This window comes from Leptospira langatensis (assembly GCF_004770615.1).
Classification (GTDB): domain Bacteria; phylum Spirochaetota; class Leptospiria; order Leptospirales; family Leptospiraceae; genus Leptospira_B; species Leptospira_B langatensis.
Map to the genome: position 1 here is coordinate 353329 of NZ_RQER01000001.1, position 20304 is coordinate 373632.

Genomic DNA, 20304 nt, shown 5'->3' on the forward strand with positions numbered 1-20304 from the left:
GGAAGGCCAAATGGATATTCGCGGGAAAAGAATAGTGATTACTGGAGCTGCTTCCGGTATAGGAAAGGAGACTCTAATCAAATTCCTCCAATACGAAGGAGTTAAGATACTCGCCGTGGATCTGGATCCTTCTCGCTTAGGGATCAAGGACAAAAGGGTTCTTACCTTTAAATGCGATGTATCGGCACCTGCAAATGTGGATAAGATATTCAAAGAGGCCCAAAAAGTCTTGGGTGGGATCGATATATTTTATGCGAACGCAGGATTTGCCTACTACGAGGAGATCAAGAAGCCGGATTGGAAGAGAATGGAGAAGATCTTTCAAACGAACGTATTTTCGGCGATCTACGGATTGCAAAAGGTACAGGCGGAATATAAGAATCCTGTATACTATATCATCACCGCGTCTGCGATGAGCTTTCTTTCTATTCCTGGATATGCGTTGTATTCGGCGACGAAGGCGGCAGTTCATTCCTTCACGGAGGCATTTCAATTCGAATTAAAAGAACCTCATAGACTGATGATTGTGTATCCGATCGCAACTCGAACGAATTTCTTTGATACCGCCGGAAAGAAGGTGCCGGTCCCATTTCCATCCCAAACTCCTACGCAAGTTGCCTCCGCAGTCGTTCGGGGAATTGAGTGGAATAGAAAGAAGGTGCTTCCTTCTAAGATATTCTCTCTGATGATGTTCGTGGATCGATTCTTAATCTATCCGCTTAGGATCTATCAGATCATCGAGAATTGGAAAAGAAAGAAGGTCTTAGGCTAAGACTTTCGATCTCTTATTTTCTATCCGGATCCGATTGTATTCTAATAAGGCCAGGCTGTCTAGATGATAGGCTCTTACTAAGCTTGCTCTCTTTTCCTTTGAGGCTCCGTTCAGTTTTAAAAGACTTCTTTCTAATACAACGCCGATGATCGTTCTTGTTGCAGACTCTACCAGCTCGAACGCAACCTCATCCTTATTCTCTCCGTTCTCTAGGGAAGCATAGAGTGCATGAGATATTTCTAATTTCTCTCTGATCTCAACGAGTTCCGTGCTTGGGGAGAAGGAACCCATTTCTTCGTCTAAATATTGTCTTAGGAGGCCTTTGGTCCCTAAGCCGGTTACGATTCCGCCGATCGCTGCCACTACTTGCAATTGAGTGGTCCCTTCGTAAATATTCGTGATCCGGACATCCCTATAGATCCTAGAAATATCATAGTCATAGGTATAACCGGAACCTCCATGGATCTGCAGAGCGTCGAACGCGATCCTATTTGCTTGTTCCGTAATATAGTATTTGGAAAGAGGGGTGAAAAGGTTTGCTAACTTCTCCCATTTCTTGATCCCCTCGTCTTTTTTGATCTCTCTTTCGTCCATTCCCTGTTCTTTCCATCTTTCCGATTTCCAATGGTACAGGTCTATCGATCTGGATGCTTCTTGTAGAATGGAACGCATCGCTAAGATCTCTCTGTCCATGAGTTCGAGCATCTTGCGAACTGCGGGAATATTTTGGATCTTCTTACCGAACTGCTCTCTTTCTTCCGCGTATTTCTTGGCCTCTCCGTAAGCGGCCATTCCGATTCCCATTGCCTGGCCCGCGATGGAAAGTCTTGCTCCATTCATCATTGCCATGGAATATTTGACTAGTCCGTATCCTTCTTCACCGATGAGGATACCTGGTGTGTTTTCGTAGACTACCTCGCAGGTAGGAGAACAGTGTAGTCCCATCTTCTTCTCTATTCCTGCGATCTGCACATCCTCGCTTCTCACTAAGAAGAAGGAGAGTCCTCTTGCTCCGCTGGTGGGCGTTCCTGTCCTCGCTAAGGTCAGAATGATAGAAGGTTTGTCCGCGAACCCGCATCCGTGAGTGATGAATCTTTTGGCTCCTGTGATCCGCCAGACTCCGTCTTCTCCCTTGATTGCTTTTGTTTGCAGGTTGGGTAGATCCGATCCGTAATTCGGTTCTGTTAAGGCCATGGCTCCGCAGAGTTCTCCAGCGGCCATTTTAGGGACGAAGTTCTCTACCATTTCTTCGGAGCCGAACCTTTCTATCGTTTCCGCTAAGTTCATGCAACCTAGGGCGATTGCGAGAGAACCGTCGGCTCTCGAAAAGATCTCCATGAGCATTGCCTGCACCGTACAAGGGAGTCCTAATCCGCCATGTTTACGTCCAATAGAATAGGGAAGGATGCCTGCTTCTTTCACCTTATTCACTGCGTCTATCATTGCTTGCGGGAATTCAACTTTTCCATCCTTGTATTTCAATCCTTCCAGATCCATTTTCTGGGCTATGGGCGCGATCTCCTTTCCCGCGAGCTCTCCAGCGGACTCCAATACAGATTTATAAAATTCTAATGCTTCTTCTTTGCTACTCGGAGCCAATGCGAATTCTTCTTTGCCGGTCTTGTCGTATTCTTGTTTGTCCAAGAACCCAAGTTCGAAGGCATTTACGATCTCTTCCCAGTCTATTAAGGATTCGAAATGCTGGAATAAGTCTTCGTTTTGGAGGAAGTAATTATTTTCTACCATGAGTCGGCTCCGTATTAAATGAACTTTTGTTCAAATATGTTTGGCTTCTATTGGAAGCCTTAATTTCGATCCGAAAGGAAGGAAAGGAAAAATAGAAGGATGTATCGTTTTTTATTCATGCTTCTTGGATTCGATTTCATGAATAAGGAGTAAAGAGGAACCTATTGGAAGATGCTACGATATCAAGAAAGGTTAAGAACAGAGAAACGGGTATGAAAATATAGTTCGGAAGGGTATAAGTAAGTGGAAATAAAAAAGCCGCCGGTTTCCCGACGGCTTTTAAGCTAATCAGAAAGAAAGAAGGATTACTTCTTCTCTCCGGAGATAGCAGCTTTCAGAGCTTCTTCAGCAGCGGTTGCTAATTTTTGCAATTCAGCAGGGTTTGCGTGAAGAATCGGAGAAAGTCCTGGGGTACCTGGAGGGCCAAGAACTCCTACAGTAGCTACGAAAGAACCTTTAACTTCTCCTACTTTGTAAGTAGTGAAAGTGATTCTGTAAAGACCGCGAACTAAAAGTTTTTTAGTGTCGATGTTTTTCAGTTCATCTAAGCTCTTAGGAATGTTCGGGATTTGGATACGAAGTAAAGAGTTGTACTTAGCGTGACGCTCTTCATTGTAAGTATCGTCTCCGTCATCATTGTCTCCAAGACTTTGTAGAGCTTTACCTTTTGCAGCGCCTTCGATTTGGTTAGGCATAATAGCTGCTAAGCGCTCAACACGGATCCAAGTATCGAACCAGTTTGGCATGCTTTTTTCTTCTGGAGTAGCTGCTTTAAAAGCATCACTTACGAAGTCGCCGCTTCCAGGCTCACCGATTTCTCCGGTAGGGGAAATTAAGCGAACGCCGAGTTCAACGATAGCTGCTGGGACCCAAAGAAAAAGGAAATATGATTTCTTTCCGTTTACAACTGCGTCAGCGGCTTGTCCTGGTTTGATGTATCCCCAATAGTTCACAGTTTCGGAATAAGGTGCGAAAAGCTTCTTAGTTCCTACGCCGGGAATTTCATGCTCACCAACTACAAAATTACTTTGTAAGCCGGGGAGTCCACCGATACAAGCAGCAAAGCTGACCAATATAGCGGTAGAGATTATAAGGATCGAAGATTTTTTCATTCGAGAGATCTCCTTGGTATGGATTGCTCAAGATAGAGAAGAGATTCCTTTTTGTAAATCTAATTAATAAATTTTTGTTTCCATGGTTCTTTTGCGGTGCAAAAATTGCCGCCTAAATCGAATTTGCGATCTAGGTTTTACTTTGATTGTGGAAATATTTTTCCCGTGTTCTTCGGATCGCTTTTGCTTCTCTTAGCAATCACTATTCAGGGATCGTATAACTGGTTCTGTGAAATAGAATAGAGAAGGGAATCGGATTAGAGGGAATTTACTCCATAACGAATCTTTTGAAAAAGTGTTCGTTATGGAAATGCGATTAACTTTTAAAGATCCAGGACCAGAACCATTCCCATAGATCCATAAGCCAGGCGAAGATCCTACCGAAGATCCCAGTATTTGAATATCTTCTTAAAAGTTTTTGGGCTCTTTCCTGTTCTTCAGCAGTAAAAGGAAGACGCACGTTGTTCTCTTCGGCCTCGATCAGGACTCTTTCTTTTTTGCTTCTAACGTCGACTATGCGAACGTCGACATATTCCCAGCCTAAAAGCTTTACGCACTCAAGCCTTCTTTCGCCGGAGACCAATTTATTATCCAAGTCAATAATGATCGGATGTAAAAGCCCAAGATTTTGGATGGAAGTTTTGAGACCTTGAAGGTCGCCAAGTTCTTTGCGAATGCGATTCTTGACCTTGATATCGGAGACCCGAATTTTCATCTAAGAAATGCTTTTTTCACCGTATAAATCCTACAAACCAATTTCTCCAGTTTTGACTAAAATTCCCTTACAAGGCTGTTTTTAGGTGTCTGAATCCGGATCGGATTCACTTGACAGTGACGACTTGGCTAGGTTTTTAGTTTTAAGCGACAAAGATTTTCGCCCACAGAAATCAACTAGATAGGAATTGAACCTAAATGTCCCTGCAAGACTTCATCTTTACCTCGGAATCCGTATCAGAAGGACATCCGGACAAGGTTTGCGATCAGATATCCGACGCGATCTTAGACGCGTATTTAGCCCAGGATCCGAAATCTAGGGTAGCATGCGAATCCTTAGTAACTACTAACTTAGTAGTAATTGCGGGAGAAGTCACAAGCAAGGGCAAGATAGACGCTCAAGAGATCGCAAGAAATGTGATCAAGGATATCGGCTATAATGATATTTCCTTAGGTTTTGACGCTGAGTTTGCAGTGGTTTCCTCTCATATTCATGCGCAAAGTCCTGATATTTCTCAAGGTGTTACCGAGGGAGAGGGTCTCTTCAAGGAGCAAGGAGCAGGGGACCAAGGACTGATGTTCGGATTCGCGATCGACGAAACTCCGGAACTCATGCCTATGCCGATCTATTATTCTCACGAATTAATGCATCATTTGGCGGGCCTTCGCCATAGCAAGAAGCTGGATTGGCTTCGTCCGGACGCTAAGTCTCAGGTGACTGTAGAGTATAAGAATGGAAAGCCTGTCCGTATCGACACCGTAGTTATTTCCACCCAACATACTCCTGAAGTCTCTCATAAGAAGATCGAAGAAGCGGTCATCGAAGAATGTATCAAGAAGGTAATCCCTGCGAACTTCCTAAAAGATACGAAATACTTTATTAACCCTACCGGTCAGTTCATCATCGGTGGACCACACGGAGATACTGGTCTGACTGGACGTAAGATCATCGTAGACACTTACGGTGGATACGGACGTCACGGTGGCGGCGCCTTCTCCGGAAAGGATCCTTCCAAAGTGGACCGTTCTGCTGCATATATGGGAAGATATATCGCTAAGAACGTAGTGGCTGCGGGCCTTGCTTCTCAGTGCGAAGTGCAATTGGCATATGCGATCGGTGTTGCTGAGCCTGTTTCGGTTCACGTGGATACTTTCGGAACAGGAAAGCTGTCCGAAGAAGAGATTGTAAAAAGAATTCGTGCCAACTTCAAACTGACCCCACGCGGGATCATCGAGTCCTTGCAATTGTTGGAAAAAGGAAGAACTTACAGAGAAACCGCTGCTTACGGGCATTTCGGTAGATCCGGAAATACCTTCACTTGGGAAAGAACCGATAAAGCGGGAGCATTGAAAGGCTAATGGGAGCAGTTTCCACATCCACAGCAGACCAAAAAGCGACTCGGGACGGATACGGAGACGCCTTACATGAGTTAGGCGCTTCCCGCCAGGATATAGTAGTTTTAGATGCGGATCTTTCCGGTTCGACCAAAACGAATAAATTCGCTAAGGCATTCCCAGATCGATTCTTTAACGTGGGTGTGGCCGAACAAAACCTGGTGGGTCATGCCGCAGGCCTGGCACTGTCCGGTTTTGTTCCGTTCGCTTCTTCTTTTGCCATGTTCCTATCGGGAAGGGCTTGGGAAGTCGTTCGTAACAGCGTAGTCTATCCTTTCTTAAATGTGAAACTTGTGGCTTCTCACGGCGGAATCACCGTCGGAGAGGATGGCGCTTCTCACCAATGTATCGAAGATTTCGCTACTATGAGAGCGATTCCGGAGATGGTTGTGATCTGTCCTGCGGATTATAACGAGACCAAGCAAGTTATTCATGCAATTGCGGAATACAAGGGGCCTGTTTATGTGAGAGTGGGACGTCCGAATGTCCCTATCATAGAAAGAGAGAACTACAAATTCCAGATCGGTAAGGCAGAGGTCTTAAGAGAAGGAAAGGATGTTCTCATCATTGCAAACGGAGTTCTTGTGAACGAGGCAATGATCGCAGTAAAGGAGCTCGAGGCAGAAGGGATCCAAGCCACTCTTTTGAATATGGCTACCATCAAGCCGATCGACAAAGAAGCTATTTTAAAATATGCTAAACAATGCGGAGCCGTAGTCACTTGCGAAGAGCATAATGTGATCGGAGGTCTTGGTTCTGCGGTGAGCGAATTCCTTTCGGAAGAATATCCGGTCCGGGTCTTGAAACTGGGAATGAAGGATACTTTCGGAAAATCGGGAACCTGGTCCGGCCTTCTGGATTATTTCGGTCTCAGATCCAAAAACATAACGGAATTAGCTAAAAAAGCAGTCCAATCCAAATAACAAAAGGGCGATCGTAGGATCGCCAGTCTTTCGGTTCTACATTATGCCTGGTTCCCCCACAGTAGAAGAAACAACCACGGAAGACCCGGTCTATACCGGAGGACCTTGGAGAGTCGTTCTTTGGGATGACAATGAGCATACGTACGAATATGTGATCACCATGCTCATGGATGTATGCAAGATGACACCTGAGCAGGCATTCGGTCATGCTGTGGAAGTGGATGCCCAAAAGAAGACTGTTGTCTTTGCGGGCGAGTTGGAACATGCAGAGCATATCCAAGATCTTATCTTAAATTACGGACCCGACCCATTGCTTCCTGCCTCCAAGGGTTCTATGAGCGCAACATTAGAAAGCTAAGAAGTTCCCACCATGTGGGAACTGTTACTTTCGATCTCACTTCAAGATTTGAAATTTTGCTTCACTTGGTTCAGCAAACCTGTTCTGCGATCCGTAGAGAGCAGAACACCATTCCAAGTGATACCGGTAATCTCGCTTCCTATGGGTCGCGAGATTGGGTGGGGGCGTGCTTCGCTTGAATTGCGTGGGGAACGGAAGTTCCGTTCCTCTAATGACGCTGGCCTAGAATTTCTTCTTAACTAAGATCTTTCTCTCGATCTCGAAGATTTTCTCAGGAAGTTTTTCTTTTCCGTGTTTCTTCTTATCGTTCTCTTTCAAGAACAGGTCTGCTCCGAATTTCTCGTAGGCGTCGTTCGCCTTGATATTCTTGAGCCCGATGAATTGGATATGGACTTCTCCGGCAGGAATTCCGAATTCAGTTCCTCTATCTTTCACGGAAAGAACCCTGGAAATCGCAGTCACTGTGTCTCCGCTAAAAGAAGGCTGAGTATGATATCCTTCGGTAAAGCCAAGATCCCAGAGAACGTTCTCAGTGGTGTCGCGTGACGCAAGTCCGCAAAGCCATGCGAAAACAAGTCCTCCATATACCACTGGCTCTCCTCCCATGGGGCCGGAAATTCCCGCTGAATACAATTTATCATAATGAAGTGGGTGAGTGTTCCCGACCCTATATGTCCACGCGAAATGTTCGTCGGTGATCGTTCTTCCGTTTTGGTGGATATAGATCTGTCCCGGTTCGAAGCTTTCGAAATAAGTATCCGCCCAAGTAGAAGTCTCGAATCCTTTCGGAAGCTTTAATTCTGGCAGGTCTATGTTAGGACTATCTGTCTCAGGAAAAAACGCATCCTTGATCACAGGCTTAGGAGTTCCTTTCGGTTTTCCATTAGAATGATAGATCATGATCTTTCTTTCATATTGAAGGACCAATTCCCTGTTTTGGTTCAAACAAAGAGTTCTAACGTGAACGATACCTGGTTTATCCGCACCCTTATCGTCTATTTTTAGGATCTTGGTCTTAGCGGAAAGCGTATCTCCCGGATAAACGGGTTTCAAGAATTGAACATCATAGTATCCGAGGTTGGCAAGAGCCTTTTCAGAATCGTTCTGAACTCCCAGAGAGAGTGCTACGTTAAACACCATTAAAGGGGAAACTAATAAGTCCTTGAATCCGTGAGCCTGAGCGTATGGAGCGGAGAGATAAAGAGGGTTCGCTTCCATGTATGTGGTTGCGAATTCTTGTGCGAAAGAACGATCTATCGTAAGTTCCCTAGGATGCTCGAAGATAGCTCCTTCTGTAAATTCTTCCAGATATCTGCCGTAAATTCCCCGTTTCACTTTTCCGGTGTCTACTGGAGTTTTTGGACCCAATTCCGCAAAGGGGGAAGTAGGGATTTTTGACATAGAGATCCTGCCTCTTCTTTTAGTTTCTTCCAGGATTTCGGGCCGCTTTTCTCGGAAAAGGCTTTTTCGGCTAGCGAGATCCGAAATACAGATCCAATTGTCGCCTGGAACCGAATCGAAACTCGGAGAGCAGATGCTCCTGTTTTTGAAGATCGGGGTTCATATCCTTCTCCCCAAACATATGGTTCCAAGTATTCACATATACGATGGGTAGAGCGTTCTTATTCTCCAGGCTAGCGGAAGCAAGAACACTATCCTTATGTTCCACAGGATCTTGGTAGAAGGTTTGGCTTCCAGAATACACGTTTTTCAGATCCAATTGAAATGTCTTACCATCCGGTTCTAGATGGATCGTGAAAGATTCTATATCGTAATTCCTTCCGTATTTGATCCTTCTATAGATCCTATAGAAAAAATCCTTCCAGGAATTCGGATGGATCTCGTCTTCGAAGACCAGGCTCACTTCCCATTCCGATCCGGAAGGAGTGATATCATTCTTACAATAAACAGCGATTAGACTATTGCCTGATCTGATATCTATCTCCGGCTGGGATAATAGAAGAAGATCCGTTTTCGGACAGACCGAGTCGGGAGGTTTGAACTCAGGAAGAGGAGGAGATTGACATCCGATCACTAAGAATAGGACAAGAAGAAGTAAATACGCTTTCATAAGAACGAGACCAAGGCCGAATTCGAATGACTTTTTCAATCTTGTCAAGATGGAAAATAGATGCTTTCCATCCAAGTAATTGGAAGCATGTAAACCATGCATTCTTCTTTGTTTCGAGACTTCCCCAATATTCAGCTTTCTTCTCAGAAGGAATTGGTCCGTGAAAAGATTGGACAGGCTCGCCAGGTATTGACCGAAGTATTGGCAAAGTCGGATCCGAATTACGAGTCTGTAATACGACCCTTAAACAATGTAATGGAAGAATTGCAGGAAGAGTTTACTGTTCTTTCCCACCTGAACAGCGTAAAGAATAGCGAGGAGACACAGGCAAACTATACCGAGATCCTTCCGGAAATCACAGAATTCTATACGGAACTGAGCCAAAATGAGGAACTCTACAAGGCCTATTCCGGTATTTATGAAAAGGAGAAGAAGGTTCTAGATCGCCCCAAGGCAAAAGTATTAGAGGATGCGATCCTCCAATTCAAGTTAGGAGGTGTAGGACTTCCTACAATGGAGAAGGATCGTATCCAAGAGATCCATCTTCGTCTCTCCGATCTGCAAAATCAATTTTCCCAAAATCTTTTGGACGCTACCAATTCCTTCGAATTAAAGATAGATTCCGAGGAAGATGTAAAGGAACTCCCCGAATCCGATAAGGCCTTGTACAGAAATGAGGACGGAACCTATACTTTCACTCTTCAGTTCCCGAGCTATAGCGCTTATATGGCTTACGGGAGCAATCGCTCTAAGAGAGAAGAGTTATATAAGGCCTATGTGACCAGAGCTCCGCAAAACGGCAAAGTCCTGGAAGAGATCTTGAGTCTCCGAGATGAATCCGCTAAGATCCTAGGGTATCCGAATTACGCAGAATCTTCCTTAGCGACTAAGGTTGCAGATTCTCCGGAGCAGGTCCTTTCTTTCTTGGAGAAGATCGGAAAGATGGCTAGGCCGGTCGCTCAGAAGGAATTCATCCAATTGCAAAACTTTGCCAAGGGTTTAGGAATACAAGATCTGCAGGCCTATGATTCTTCTTATGTTTCCGAGAAATTAAAGAAATCCTTATATGATTTCGACGAAGAAGAGACAAGACCCTATTTTGAGAAAAATACCGTAGTCAAAGGCGCTTTTTCCTTCTTAGAGAAATTGCTGGGACTGAAATTCGAAAGGGCGGAAGCTCCTATCTGGGACCCTAAAACGGAAGTATTTCATGTAAAGAACGGAAAGGAAACCGTGGCCCGTCTTTATCTGGATCTGGAGGCACGAAAGGATAAGCAGGGCGGTGCCTGGATGAATCATTGGGAGACTCGCAACCAGCTCACAGGCAAGCGCATTCTTCCTTCTGCATTTGTGATCTGTAATTTTCCTCCTTCCAAGGAAGGGGCTCCTTCTTTACTCAAACATTCCGATGTCGTTACCTTCTTCCACGAAATGGGCCATGCACTTCATCATCTTTGCGCGAAGATAGACGAGCCTCCTGTGAGTGGGATCAACGGAGTAGAATGGGACGCTGTGGAGTTCCCTTCTCAGTTCTTGGAGAATTTTGCGTATGAACCGGAGGTCTTAAGCTTCTTTGCATACCATCATGAGACAGGTAAGCCAATGCCTAGCGAGCTTGCCCAAAAGTTGAAGGATACCAAGAATTTTCTGGCGGGAATGGGAGTCGTGAGACAATTAGAGTTCGGCATCTTTGATATACGCATCCATTTACAAAAACATTCCGAAGAAGAAGTCCAAAACATTCTGGATCAGGTCCGCAAAGAAGTTAGCGTGATGACCCCGCCTAGTTATAATAAATTCCAGAATGGGTTCGGCCATATCTTCTCCGGAGGATACGCGGCTGGCTATTACAGTTATAAATGGGCGGAATTGCTTGCGGCGGATGCATTCTTCGCCTTTCGTTCCAAGGGGATCTTCGACGAGGACCTTGCTTTGAAATATAAGACAGAGGTTTTGGAGAAGGGTGGCTCCGAAAATGCAATGGTCCTATTCAAGAGATTCTTGGGGAGAGATCCCGAGCCGGATGCTTTATTAAAATTATATGATTTAGTTGCCTAAGGGACCTTAGGCAATTTCTACAGGAAAGATCGAAAAGTTCTAAGAGAGTTTTTTTCGGAAATTCTGGAGCAGCTGCTCAGTTCCGGAAAGGAGCAATTCGATCTGGTCTGAATCTATATTATAGACCACATTGGTCTTAAGAGAGTCCTTGAAGGAATTTGCATCGATCGCTTTTTGATCGTAACTATCCTTTAAAAAATTGTACCATCCGGCTAGGATCACTTTTAAATGAGGAAGTTCTTTGATCGGGACGGAAATGACTTTCTCTGCTTCCATAAAGACACCAGCAAGTTAATTTGCGAACCGGACCAGTCAACCAGATTTTTTGAAACTGTGTCTTCCCTATGATTTTCCGGTCAAAGAAGCGCAGCGCACAAAAATCTAGAGATCGGCTCAGTTGAGAATTATTTTCGAATTCTCTTTAAGGCTTTCATTACGCTGGATTTCGCTTTATCCACCTTGGCAGCGTTTGGATCGGCTAACATCATTTCCAAATACTCCTTTAAGCCGGAAAGAGCGTCTAAAGGATTCGGATGGATCCAATCTCCAATATGATCGTTAATGATCGAAAAGGTGGCGAATGCGGAACAATCTGCTGCAGTGAATTCCTTTCCTGCGATATAGGGCGAGAATTTCACGATCCTAGAAAGAGCTTTTACTCCCTTTTGCATGGATCGTTTTGCGGACTCCACTGTCTCAGGAGTGATCTCCACACCTTCTACGATCTTCGTATAGATCTTGCGGGCGGGAATATCGATATAATTCTCGATCACGGATATGATGGAGCGAACATGGGCTGCTTCGAAAGGATCTTTAGGGATCAATCGTTTCGTATTCGGGTAGGCCTCGTCCAGGAATTCTAGGATGGCTTGGGATTCGAAGAGATACTTCCCGTCCACTTCCAGATACGGGATCTTTCCCATCGGGCTTTTCGTTAGGAATTCTTCCTCTTGAGAAAATCCTATGCGAACATCCTCGAACTCCAAGCCCTTTTCTAAGAGTGCCAATTTGACTTTATTCGTATAATTACTGATCGGATAACCGTAGAGCTTCATCATAAGAGTTCAAGATCATACGAGTAGAACCGGAACGGTAAAGCCTTTTTCAGATCTGCGGTAGATGTTCGTTCCTTCTTACCTGGTCGATCCCATTTTCTTCTTTCCTAAGTACAAATCCGAATCTAATATTGGCAACCGAACGAGAGAGCAGGTCTCTTTTGAAAGGAAATTGTAAGTAGCATGAAAAAAACCGCATTGATTACCGGCGCAACTGTCGGGATCGGATATGAGATCGCAAAACTGGCAGCTAAGGACGGATACGATCTGATCCTAGTAGCAAGAAATACCAAGACCCTCAATTCGGTAAAAAAAGAAATGGAGAGTCTCGGAGCCGGAGTAGAGATCCTTTCCGCCGATCTTTCGGATCCCAAATCGCCTAAAAAGATCTTCGACTTTGCTAAGAAGAAAAAGGCCCTTGTGGATCTTTTAGTCAATAACGCAGGCTTTGGTACGAACGGAAAGTTCCATGCTTTGGATCTTCGGGAAGAATTGGATCTGATCCAGGTCAATGTTACTTCTCTCGTAGAGCTGACTCATTTGTTTGTCCAAGAAATGAGGGAGAGACATTCCGGTAAGATCTTGAATGTCGCCTCGACTGCCGCCTTCCAACCCGGTCCACTGATGACGAATTACTATGCATCTAAGGCGTACGTTCTATTCTTCTCGGAAGGGCTTGCGGAAGAAGTTCGAAAAGACGGCATAACGGTCACTTGTCTCTGTCCAGGTCCTACTAAAACAGAATTCTTTAAAAGAGCGGAAATGGATAAGTCCGCCATCCTGAATAGCGGCTTAGTTCCGCAAGCGGATCCTGCATACGTAGCAAGAGTAGGATACAATGGAGTGAAATCCGGAAAGGCGGTAGTTGTCTCCGGGATCGCGAATAAGGTCATGGCCCAATCCGTTCGCATTACTCCTCGCTTTCTTGTGAGAAAACTCGCTAAGTTCCTGAATACTGCAAATCGATAATAAGGACTCGTATGGAAGAATCTCTGATAGATAAGGCAGTTCCCTTCTTCCTTGGGCTTGTGCTTTTGGAATCTCTCTGGGGAAGAAGAAAGGAAGTCTACCGCTGGAACGATTCGGTTACCGATCTAGCCACCGGTATTCTTTACTCCATGAGCGGGGTGCTGATCACGATCGGCGCCTTGTTCCTGTATGAGAAAATTAGGATATTCTTCTCTTTACAATCTATCTTCCATGTATCCGAGTTTCCGAGTGCTTCTCCTTTGGGAAGGGATGGGAACGGTTGGTTTTTTCGGGGAGACGCTTTTCTTGCCTGGGCCTTTGTTTTGGTTGCCGTGGATTTTATTTACTATTGGTTCCACAGGGCTACTCACGAAGTGCACTTTCTCTGGGCCTGTCATGTCACTCATCATTCGAGCGAAGAATTCAATCTGACTGTGGCCTTGCGCCAATCCATGGTGCAAAGGGTTTTCGAGTATGCTTTCAACCTTCCTTTAGCGCTGCTCGGAATTCCTTGGTGGATGTTCTTTCTTTGTCATGGTCTTCTGAAGATCTATCAGTTCTGGGTCCACACTCGGCTTATCGGAAAATTGGGTTGGATGGAGAAGGTTCTTCTCACTCCTTCTCATCATAGGGTGCATCATGGAAGAGATCCGGAATATTTGGATAAGAACCATGGTGGGATCCTCATTCTTTGGGACAAATGGTTCGGTACATACGCGGAGGAGAAGAAGGAGCCGATCTATGGTTTGACAGAGCCTCTGCCTACCTTCAATCCGATCTGGGCGAATTTCCATGTATACATTTCGCTTTGGGAGCTAGTGAAGAGCACTCCAAGCTGGAAGGATAAATTCCTTCTTTTGGTCAAGAAGCCGGACTGGAGACCGAACTCTTTAGGTGGGGAGAAGAAGATCCCGGAAATCGATCGTGCTAAGTATAGAAAATACGACCCGCAAATTTCCGGATCGGCTAAATTGTACGGGATACTGCAATTTTTACTTCTTGCGGCTTCTTCGGTTTATTTATTAAAACTCATTAAATTAGGAAAAGTGCAAACAGGGGTTTTCTTAGGCTTTGGACTTTGGTTCCTTCTCGCACTTCTTTCTTTGGGACTCTTATGGGACGGAAGAAAGAATGTTTGGAGATGGGAAGTTTTGAAGTTTGCCGCTCTGGGTTGTATTCTTTTTATCCAATTCTCTTAAGGAAGATCAAGATTGAACGAAACAGATAAACTCGTATACGAGGTCCGTCCTATTACCATCCGTCCGCTCATCTATTTGGTCAGTATTATTATTCCTCTTCGGATTTTGGAATTTGCGGCGGTTCGCGGGTATCTGGATTCTATATCTTGGTTTTCTAATGTACTTTCTTTTCTGAAAGGCCAGGAATACAAACTGATCTCGGTATTTCTTTGCGTGGTTGCCTTCCTATATTCCGTGCAAAAGGGAAAGGTGATCCTAGATAAGGAAGGTGTAGAATTGAGGATATTCCCTCGATTCTTCGGATCGGCATGGACCGCCTGGAAACTGAATTGGACCGAGATCTCTTCTTATTACATGTTCCATTTCAATCGGACTGCGATCTTTCTTTTGAAAGATAAGCAAGGCAAGCAATTCAGGATCGGGGAGAGACTGTTCTTACGAGATACTAAGAAACTTGGCCTGGAATTCGAAGAGACTAAGAAAAGATTCGGTCAGTCTCAGATCCAGAAATCCGCTTATGAAGCAGACAGCCAATTCTTCCTGACGAGCCTCTTGTATCTGGCGATCGTGGCCTGGCTTCTATCTGCAACCTTCTGAGGGTTCAGTCCCTTTTAGTTAGCGTATAAAACTAATATTTGCAAGCTCTTTTACCATAAGCTTGCTTGCTCTATGCGGTCCGGTTTTGCATTCTTGCACAGGAATCCGACCATACGGTTCGAAAAATAGAGGCCCAGGAGGCGATCTTGAATTCAGCATTTCAATTTGATTTACCGGAAGAATTACTACAGCTCAGAGACTTGGTTAGGGACGTGGTCCGAAAAGAAGTTGTCCCGAACCGGATGCATTATGACGAAAATAACGAGTATCCTAAAGCTATATTACAGAAATTTAAAGAAGCAGGTCTTTATCAGGCTCTATTCGACGAGGAGCATGGAGGCTTGGGCTATGGGATGATGGGTGGTATCGTTCTGGCAGAAGAGGTTTCTTGGGGATGCTTGGGAGTGAATACCGCGTTTACTTCTACAAAACTCGGAGCCCTTCCTATCGACGTGGGAGGTACCAAGGAGCAGAAAGACAAATGGCTCCCACTTCTCGCTACCGGGGAAAAGACCGCTGCGTTCGGATTGTCCGAGCCGGGAGCAGGATCCGATGTGCCTGCTATGGCCACTACCGCTACGAAGAAAGGGGATCGATACGTTCTAAACGGAACCAAACAATGGATCAGTAGTGCCGGCCAAGCAGATCTTTATACTGTATTTGCAATGACCGATAAGGATAGGGGCCCAAGAGGGATTTCCTGTTTCGTGATCGAAAAAGGGACCAAGGGATTTTCTTTCGGAAAGAAAGAAGACAAATTGGGGATCCGCTGCTCAGAAACAAGACAGCTGATCATGGAGGATTGCGAAGTCCCTGCGGAGAACCTGATCGGCGGAAAGGAAAACATGGGATTCTTGCATGCGTTCAAGACACTGATCCTTTCTCGACCTGCAGTTGCAGCGGGTGCAGTCGGCTTAATGCAAGGAGCATTTGACGCGGCGATCGAATATGCTCGAGAAAGAGAGCAATTCGGAGTTACGATCTCTTCTTTCCAGGCGATCCAGCACATGCTTGCCGACATGGCCATCAAGATAGAGGGTTCTAGGCTTCTCACCTATAAGGCGGGAGTGTACGCCCAATCCTTCCATAAGGATGCTGCGAAATTCTCGGCAATGGCGAAATGCTATGCTTCCGATTCTTCCGTGCAAGTGGCTTCCGATGCAGTGCAAATTTTCGGAGGATATGGTTATACCAAAGAATATCCGGTCGAAAAATTTTATAGAGATGCTAAGATCTTGCAGATCTATGAGGGAACGAGCCAGATCCAAAGAAACGAGATCGCAGCCGGACTCATTAAGGACGCCGCTTCTAAAGTTAAGAAAGCGTAATTTCTTCTTTCCTTCCGGAGAGAGAATTTTGACTTGCGTGCAGCGGGAGGCCCAGTCAAAGTTTTCCCTCCGGTTTTCGATAGAGTGAAAGAGATTTTTAACAGACTGGCAACGGACGTTCTTCGGGTTTTTTTCAGGCTCGTTGCAACCGCCTTTCTATTCTTCTATAGCCTTCCTATTTTTTCCTTCGATCCCAGCTCTCTTCCGGAAGACGGCACCTCCATGCTTCCTTTTGCGGAGGTTTGGATCGATGAAAAAGGGGGAACCTCCTTCGCAGAAATGAGAAGGCAAAAATTTATTCCTCTCACCGGTTCTTCTCTTGGCTATTCCTCCCATGTGCATTGGTTCCGGATACCGGTCGAAAATCTTTCTTCCGAGACTGTGGATTGGATCTTGGAGATTCACTATAGTCAACTGGATCACGTGGAATTATTTTTGGGATCGAAGGGGGACACAGTAATCTTTCGAGGAGGGGATAGAATCCCATTTCGGGAAAGACCGATCCAATATCGATTTCCTAGTTTCCCGTTGGAATTGAGATCCGGTGAAAAAGATACGGTCTATTTAAAAATAGAGACAAAGAGTTCCGTAAACTTTACGGTTTTTGCATATAAGGCAGAAGACTTCTTTCCTAAGATCAGCAATGAACAGATCCTTCTCGGACTTTATTTCGGTTCCTTGATGGTGATGGCCTTGTATAATTTGTTCCTATTCTTATCTACAAGGGAAAGGACCTATCTCGCCTTCTTTTTATATGTAGCCTCCGGAATATTGGTGCAATGGTCCTTGAACGGTTATGCATTCCAATTCTTTTGGCCGAATGCAGTGGACTGGGCAAGCAATATAGTTACTTGTTTTAGTTTCCTTGTGGCAGGGATGACTGCGAATTTTGTACGGTGCTATTTCGATGCGGGTGAGAATTATCCCGGCTCCGACAGAATACTCAAAGTAATATCTAATTTATCTTATATACTGACTATTCTAGGTTATTTTATCCCGTTCGGGATCGGACTTGCGATCTATATCTTTTTATCTACGATCACGTTTGGAGCAATCTTATACTTGGGGATCCAAGGCTTTACTCGGAATCTTCGATCGGCTTTGTTCTTCTTAGGTGCGTGGATCGCTTTGGTATCGGGTGCTCTTCTTTTCGTTCTTAGATTCTCGGATTGGGTCTCTCATCATCTCACGATCGCCTATTGGGGAGTAGAGATTGGGACTTCTTTGCATGTTCTTCTTTTGGCATTGGCTTTGGCGGATAGAGTGAATAGCCTTTCCAAGGATCTTTCTTCTAAGGTGGAGGATCTGAACGATGCCAAGCACGCGATCGAACAGTCGGAGTTAAGATTTCGGAATTTATTCGAGGGAGCGGAGGAACTTCTTCTTACATTGGACCAAGAGGGGAAGATCAAAGATGCAAATCGTACACTCTCCCGTCTCACAGGTTATCGTCCTCTTGAAGTGGAGGAGAAGAATTTTCTGGATCTGATCTATTCTGTAGAAGGACAAGAGGATTCGATCGTTCTTCTTCTTGCGGAGGAAAAGCTGCAGGAACACTTGAAGACGAGAAAGACAGTCGAGTTCCATTCCGAATTCAAACAGAAATATGTAATGGAACCTAAACCTGTAAAGATCCGTTTACAGTCTTTCGAGAGTGAATCCGGTAGAATGGTCTTGGGAAAGGTTTCCGAGATCTCAGAAGATATTCTTTCTCGCTTTTTGGTTTCGGAAAGCATGCATTTTACCGTGAATAATTATCTTAGGAACGCTGATATCCTGAGTCGTCAGTTGACTTCCAATTTGAGCCAGTTTACCGGTTCCGAGGTGATTACAGCGATTCGAACCTGCGTGAGAGAAGTGTTGATCAATGCGATCGAGCATGGAAATCTAGGGATTAGCTTCGATGAGAAGACAGAATCCATGAAGTCCGGAAATTATATGGAATTCATCCAAAAGAGACAGAGAGAGGCTTTCTACGGGGCAAGAAGTGTGACGGTTGCCTACTCGCTGAATGCAAAGAGGATCGGATTTGAGATTGAGGACCAGGGAGACGGTTTCGATTTTAAGAAGGTCTTGAATATCGACGGGGATAAGCTGAACGAGGAGAGCTTTACTCATGGGCGAGGGATCATGATGACCCGTAAAGTATTCGATGTGGTGAAGTTCAACGATAAGGGAAATAAGGTCCTTCTTATTAAATATCTACAGAAGCCTTTGAAGTACAAAAGAGAGCCTAGTTTTTTAGACATAGATTGAACGAACGTTTAAATACCCTTTCCTTTCTTGCTCTTTATTTGTCCAATTCCTTTCGATCCATTCTTCTTTTCTAGTTGATCTTAAATTTTTAGAAAATAAAAAATTGTCGGATGAAAGTTCTTTGGAACGAGCAAAAGATAGGATGGTATTTATGAGAAAAGGAATATGCTTACTAGTGGCGCTCCTTCTTCTTCCGGCGCAGATGTTTGCCTGGGATTTGGAGAAGGATAAGAACGGGATTACGGTCCACACTAGATCGGTCGAAGGTTCCGAATTAAAAGAGTTTAGAGGAAAGACAAAGCTCAAAACGAATCTGAACACGATCGTCGCTCTTATGGAGGACAATCCGAATTATACCACTTGGCTGAAGGATTGTAAAAAATCGGAAGCTGTCAAAGTCTTGAATTCAAAAGAGAAATATATCTACATCCTGAACGGAGTGCCTTGGCCATTAGATGATCGCGATTTCGTAATACATTCCACTCTGATCCAAGACAAAAACACCGGAGCCGTTACCTATCAAATGAGACCCGTTGCGAATGTGGTCCCCGAAAAGAAAGGTTACGTTAGAGGCACTATCAAAGGATACTGGAAATTCGTTCCGGTAAGCGACGGTGTCGAAGTTACCTACCAAGTCCATAGCGAACCGGGAGGAAGCATTCCTACCTCAATAGCGAATTTCGTAGTCGTCGATATTCCTTACGAAACCCTAAGGAAAATGAAAGATAAGGTAGAAGATCCTAAATATAAGAATGCACCTAAGCATCCGGATCTGATCGATCCGACTTCGCCTAAGTAAACTATATTTATAATTTGTAATTTACTCCGAAAAACAGTCCGCCATAAGCGGACTGCATATCCAATTTCCTGGAGAATTGGTTCGATAGTAGAATATTACTTTGGTTATTGGATTCCGTTAAAGGAGTGACTCTTCCGTCTTGTCTGACATAGAAACTGGAGGTGTCTCCATTAAAGGAGCCGTCAAAGGAAGTGATATTGATCCAGGAAAGATAGGCACCGAAGCTGAGAGTCACCGAATCGTTGACTTGAGTATTCAAGGCTCCTTCCAAACGGAATTCCAAACCATTTCCCCTCATGTCCCCGTTTTCTTGGTAATAGCTCTTTCCGTCGGTTGCGAATCCATTTGTGAGCCAAGCAGCTCTCGCATAACCGAGCCCTAGTCCCGTTTCCCATCGGAAGTATCGATTCAATCTTCCTTCCTGCCAGACCATTCCCAAGAAATAGAGACTGTACATCTGAAAATCCAGTCTCGTATAGAATGGTTCCGAGGTAAGATTCGTGATGCCGAAATTATCGAAGGTCCTGGATCCTGCTATGAATCCCACCTTGAATCCTTCTCCAAATCGTGTTCTCGCAAGAAACTCTTCTTGGTACATTCCGCGAGTATTATGCACCTTTGTTTGGCTCGGGATCCTGGGATCTAAATTGGAAGTAAATCCGTTCAGGTTTTGATCGAATCGATTGGGACCTCTAAAGCCGAAGCCGAATCTTGCTCCGAATTCCCAACGATCCGCTTTTTCAGGAACCTTGTTCTCCGGAAGTTCTTTCAATTTAGGATGAGTGACGGTTTCATCTTCTGCACGCAGAGAAGAGGAACAAATCATGAGGCTGAGGAAGGCCAAAAATCCCAGGTAAAAAGGATGGCTTTTAGGACAGTCGCTAATTTTAAAAATGAGTGGTTTTGGGATTCGATGCATGAAAACTGTGTAGGAACCCGGCAAGCTTAGGTT

General features: G+C 44.7%; 19 protein-coding genes. 11 read left to right on the top strand and 8 right to left on the bottom strand.

Annotation, left to right across the window (positions count from 1 at the left end):
- Window positions 1-10 precede the first annotated feature (10 nt).
- Entirely contained in the window at window positions 11-772 is a 762-nt protein-coding gene (locus EHO57_RS01560) for an SDR family NAD(P)-dependent oxidoreductase (protein ID WP_135647029.1), read from the top strand.
- Here the strand turns inward: EHO57_RS01560 and EHO57_RS01565 are convergent.
- The 3 genes from EHO57_RS01565 to EHO57_RS01575 all read right to left on the bottom strand — a co-directional run bounded on the left by EHO57_RS01565 (window position 764) and on the right by EHO57_RS01575 (window position 4345).
- Window positions 764-2518 (bottom strand): acyl-CoA dehydrogenase family protein, encoded by a 1755-nt coding sequence (locus tag EHO57_RS01565; RefSeq protein ID WP_135647030.1) that lies wholly within the window; start codon window positions 2516-2518, stop codon window positions 764-766. The two genes, EHO57_RS01560 and EHO57_RS01565, sit on opposite strands and share 9 nt — an antisense overlap.
- A gap of 305 nt (window positions 2519-2823) precedes the next feature.
- Window positions 2824-3630 carry a major surface lipoprotein LipL32 gene (gene lipL32, locus EHO57_RS01570; protein ID WP_135647031.1) on the bottom strand — a complete coding sequence of 269 codons (807 nt, stop codon included), beginning with the start codon at window positions 3628-3630 and terminating at the stop codon, window positions 2824-2826.
- A gap of 316 nt (window positions 3631-3946) precedes the next feature.
- Window positions 3947-4345, bottom strand: coding sequence for a ParB N-terminal domain-containing protein (locus EHO57_RS01575; protein ID WP_135647032.1), 399 nt, complete (start codon window positions 4343-4345; stop codon window positions 3947-3949).
- A 197-nt stretch (window positions 4346-4542) separates the two neighbouring features.
- Between EHO57_RS01575 and metK the strand changes: the two genes are divergently transcribed.
- Genes metK through EHO57_RS01590 form a run of 3 tightly spaced genes read left to right on the top strand, consistent with a single transcriptional unit; the run spans window position 4543 to window position 7020 of the window.
- A complete protein-coding gene (metK, locus tag EHO57_RS01580; RefSeq protein ID WP_135647033.1) occupies window positions 4543-5703 on the top strand; it encodes a methionine adenosyltransferase in 1161 nt (386 codons plus the stop codon).
- Window positions 5703-6662, top strand: coding sequence for a transketolase family protein (locus EHO57_RS01585; RefSeq protein ID WP_135647034.1), 960 nt, complete (start codon window positions 5703-5705; stop codon window positions 6660-6662). Before metK ends, EHO57_RS01585 begins: the two co-directional genes overlap by 1 nt.
- Before the next feature lie 43 nt (window positions 6663-6705).
- Window positions 6706-7020 carry an ATP-dependent Clp protease adaptor ClpS gene (locus EHO57_RS01590; protein ID WP_135588587.1) on the top strand — a complete coding sequence of 105 codons (315 nt, stop codon included), beginning with the start codon at window positions 6706-6708 and terminating at the stop codon, window positions 7018-7020.
- Window positions 7021-7242: 222 nt separating this feature from the next.
- Here EHO57_RS01590 and EHO57_RS01595 read toward each other — a convergent pair whose 3' ends face one another.
- Both EHO57_RS01595 and lsa23 read right to left on the bottom strand, forming a co-directional pair.
- Window positions 7243-8421, bottom strand: coding sequence for a MaoC family dehydratase (locus EHO57_RS01595; protein ID WP_135647035.1), 1179 nt, complete (start codon window positions 8419-8421; stop codon window positions 7243-7245).
- 70 nt (window positions 8422-8491) lie between these two features.
- Window positions 8492-9193 (bottom strand): surface adhesion protein Lsa23, encoded by a 702-nt coding sequence (gene lsa23, locus EHO57_RS01600; RefSeq protein ID WP_246050441.1) that lies wholly within the window; start codon window positions 9191-9193, stop codon window positions 8492-8494.
- Between lsa23 and EHO57_RS01605 the strand changes: the two genes are divergently transcribed.
- A complete protein-coding gene (locus EHO57_RS01605) occupies window positions 9188-11149 on the top strand; it encodes a M3 family metallopeptidase (RefSeq protein ID WP_135647036.1) in 1962 nt (653 codons plus the stop codon). The genes lsa23 and EHO57_RS01605 overlap by 6 nt on opposite strands.
- A 39-nt stretch (window positions 11150-11188) precedes the next feature.
- Here the strand turns inward: EHO57_RS01605 and EHO57_RS01610 are convergent, their stop codons facing one another.
- Together EHO57_RS01610 and EHO57_RS01615 are read right to left on the bottom strand one after the other, a co-directional pair.
- Window positions 11189-11425: a hypothetical protein gene (locus tag EHO57_RS01610; RefSeq protein WP_135647037.1), complete on the bottom strand. Its 237-nt coding sequence runs from the start codon at window positions 11423-11425 to the stop codon at window positions 11189-11191.
- A gap of 128 nt (window positions 11426-11553) precedes the next feature.
- The gene (locus EHO57_RS01615; RefSeq protein ID WP_135647038.1) at window positions 11554-12207 is read right to left on the bottom strand and encodes a glutathione S-transferase family protein; all 654 of its coding nucleotides are present in this window, start codon (window positions 12205-12207) and stop codon (window positions 11554-11556) included.
- Window positions 12208-12387: 180 nt separating this feature from the next.
- On the opposite strand from EHO57_RS01615, the gene EHO57_RS01620 reads away from it, so the two are divergent.
- The 6 genes from EHO57_RS01620 to EHO57_RS01645 all read left to right on the top strand — a co-directional run bounded on the left by EHO57_RS01620 (window position 12388) and on the right by EHO57_RS01645 (window position 19352).
- Window positions 12388-13173: an SDR family NAD(P)-dependent oxidoreductase gene (locus EHO57_RS01620; protein ID WP_135647039.1), complete on the top strand. Its 786-nt coding sequence runs from the start codon at window positions 12388-12390 to the stop codon at window positions 13171-13173.
- 11 nt (window positions 13174-13184) lie between these two features.
- The gene (locus EHO57_RS01625; protein WP_135647040.1) at window positions 13185-14372 is read left to right on the top strand and encodes a sterol desaturase family protein; all 1188 of its coding nucleotides are present in this window, start codon (window positions 13185-13187) and stop codon (window positions 14370-14372) included.
- 12 nt (window positions 14373-14384) lie between these two features.
- Window positions 14385-14969, top strand: coding sequence for a hypothetical protein (locus EHO57_RS01630; RefSeq protein WP_135647041.1), 585 nt, complete (start codon window positions 14385-14387; stop codon window positions 14967-14969).
- Window positions 14970-15115: 146 nt separating this feature from the next.
- On the top strand, window positions 15116-16297 hold the full coding sequence (locus EHO57_RS01635) for an acyl-CoA dehydrogenase family protein (protein WP_135647042.1): 1182 nt from the start codon (window positions 15116-15118) through the stop codon (window positions 16295-16297).
- Between the two features lie 84 nt (window positions 16298-16381).
- Window positions 16382-18553 (top strand): 7TM diverse intracellular signaling domain-containing protein, encoded by a 2172-nt coding sequence (locus tag EHO57_RS01640; RefSeq protein WP_135647043.1) that lies wholly within the window; start codon window positions 16382-16384, stop codon window positions 18551-18553.
- A gap of 151 nt (window positions 18554-18704) precedes the next feature.
- Window positions 18705-19352, top strand: coding sequence for an START domain-containing protein (locus EHO57_RS01645; protein ID WP_135647044.1), 648 nt, complete (start codon window positions 18705-18707; stop codon window positions 19350-19352).
- Between the two features lie 7 nt (window positions 19353-19359).
- Here the strand turns inward: EHO57_RS01645 and EHO57_RS01650 are convergent, their stop codons facing one another.
- A complete protein-coding gene (locus EHO57_RS01650; RefSeq protein WP_246050442.1) occupies window positions 19360-20196 on the bottom strand; it encodes an LIC_11366 family protein in 837 nt (278 codons plus the stop codon).
- Window positions 20197-20304 lie beyond the last annotated feature (108 nt).

Excerpts from the sequence above, each read along its gene's own strand:
- metK (WP_135647033.1), top strand. The coding sequence starts at position 4,543 with ATGTCCCTGCAAGACTTCATCTTTACCTCGGAATCCGTATCAGAAGGA.
- EHO57_RS01615 (WP_135647038.1), bottom strand. The coding sequence starts at position 12,207 with ATGATGAAGCTCTACGGTTATCCGATCAGTAATTATACGAATAAAGTC.
- EHO57_RS01565 (WP_135647030.1), bottom strand. The coding sequence starts at position 2,518 with ATGGTAGAAAATAATTACTTCCTCCAAAACGAAGACTTATTCCAGCAT.
- EHO57_RS01605 (WP_135647036.1), top strand. The coding sequence starts at position 9,188 with ATGCATTCTTCTTTGTTTCGAGACTTCCCCAATATTCAGCTTTCTTCT.
- EHO57_RS01625 (WP_135647040.1), top strand. The coding sequence starts at position 13,185 with ATGGAAGAATCTCTGATAGATAAGGCAGTTCCCTTCTTCCTTGGGCTT.
- EHO57_RS01560 (WP_135647029.1), top strand. The coding sequence starts at position 11 with ATGGATATTCGCGGGAAAAGAATAGTGATTACTGGAGCTGCTTCCGGT.
- EHO57_RS01575 (WP_135647032.1), bottom strand. The coding sequence starts at position 4,345 with ATGAAAATTCGGGTCTCCGATATCAAGGTCAAGAATCGCATTCGCAAA.
- EHO57_RS01585 (WP_135647034.1), top strand. The coding sequence starts at position 5,703 with ATGGGAGCAGTTTCCACATCCACAGCAGACCAAAAAGCGACTCGGGAC.
- lipL32 (WP_135647031.1), bottom strand. The coding sequence starts at position 3,630 with ATGAAAAAATCTTCGATCCTTATAATCTCTACCGCTATATTGGTCAGC.
- EHO57_RS01610 (WP_135647037.1), bottom strand. The coding sequence starts at position 11,425 with ATGGAAGCAGAGAAAGTCATTTCCGTCCCGATCAAAGAACTTCCTCAT.
- lsa23 (WP_246050441.1), bottom strand. The coding sequence starts at position 9,193 with ATGCATGGTTTACATGCTTCCAATTACTTGGATGGAAAGCATCTATTT.
- EHO57_RS01620 (WP_135647039.1), top strand. The coding sequence starts at position 12,388 with ATGAAAAAAACCGCATTGATTACCGGCGCAACTGTCGGGATCGGATAT.
- EHO57_RS01590 (WP_135588587.1), top strand. The coding sequence starts at position 6,706 with ATGCCTGGTTCCCCCACAGTAGAAGAAACAACCACGGAAGACCCGGTC.
- EHO57_RS01645 (WP_135647044.1), top strand. The coding sequence starts at position 18,705 with ATGAGAAAAGGAATATGCTTACTAGTGGCGCTCCTTCTTCTTCCGGCG.
- EHO57_RS01595 (WP_135647035.1), bottom strand. The coding sequence starts at position 8,421 with ATGTCAAAAATCCCTACTTCCCCCTTTGCGGAATTGGGTCCAAAAACT.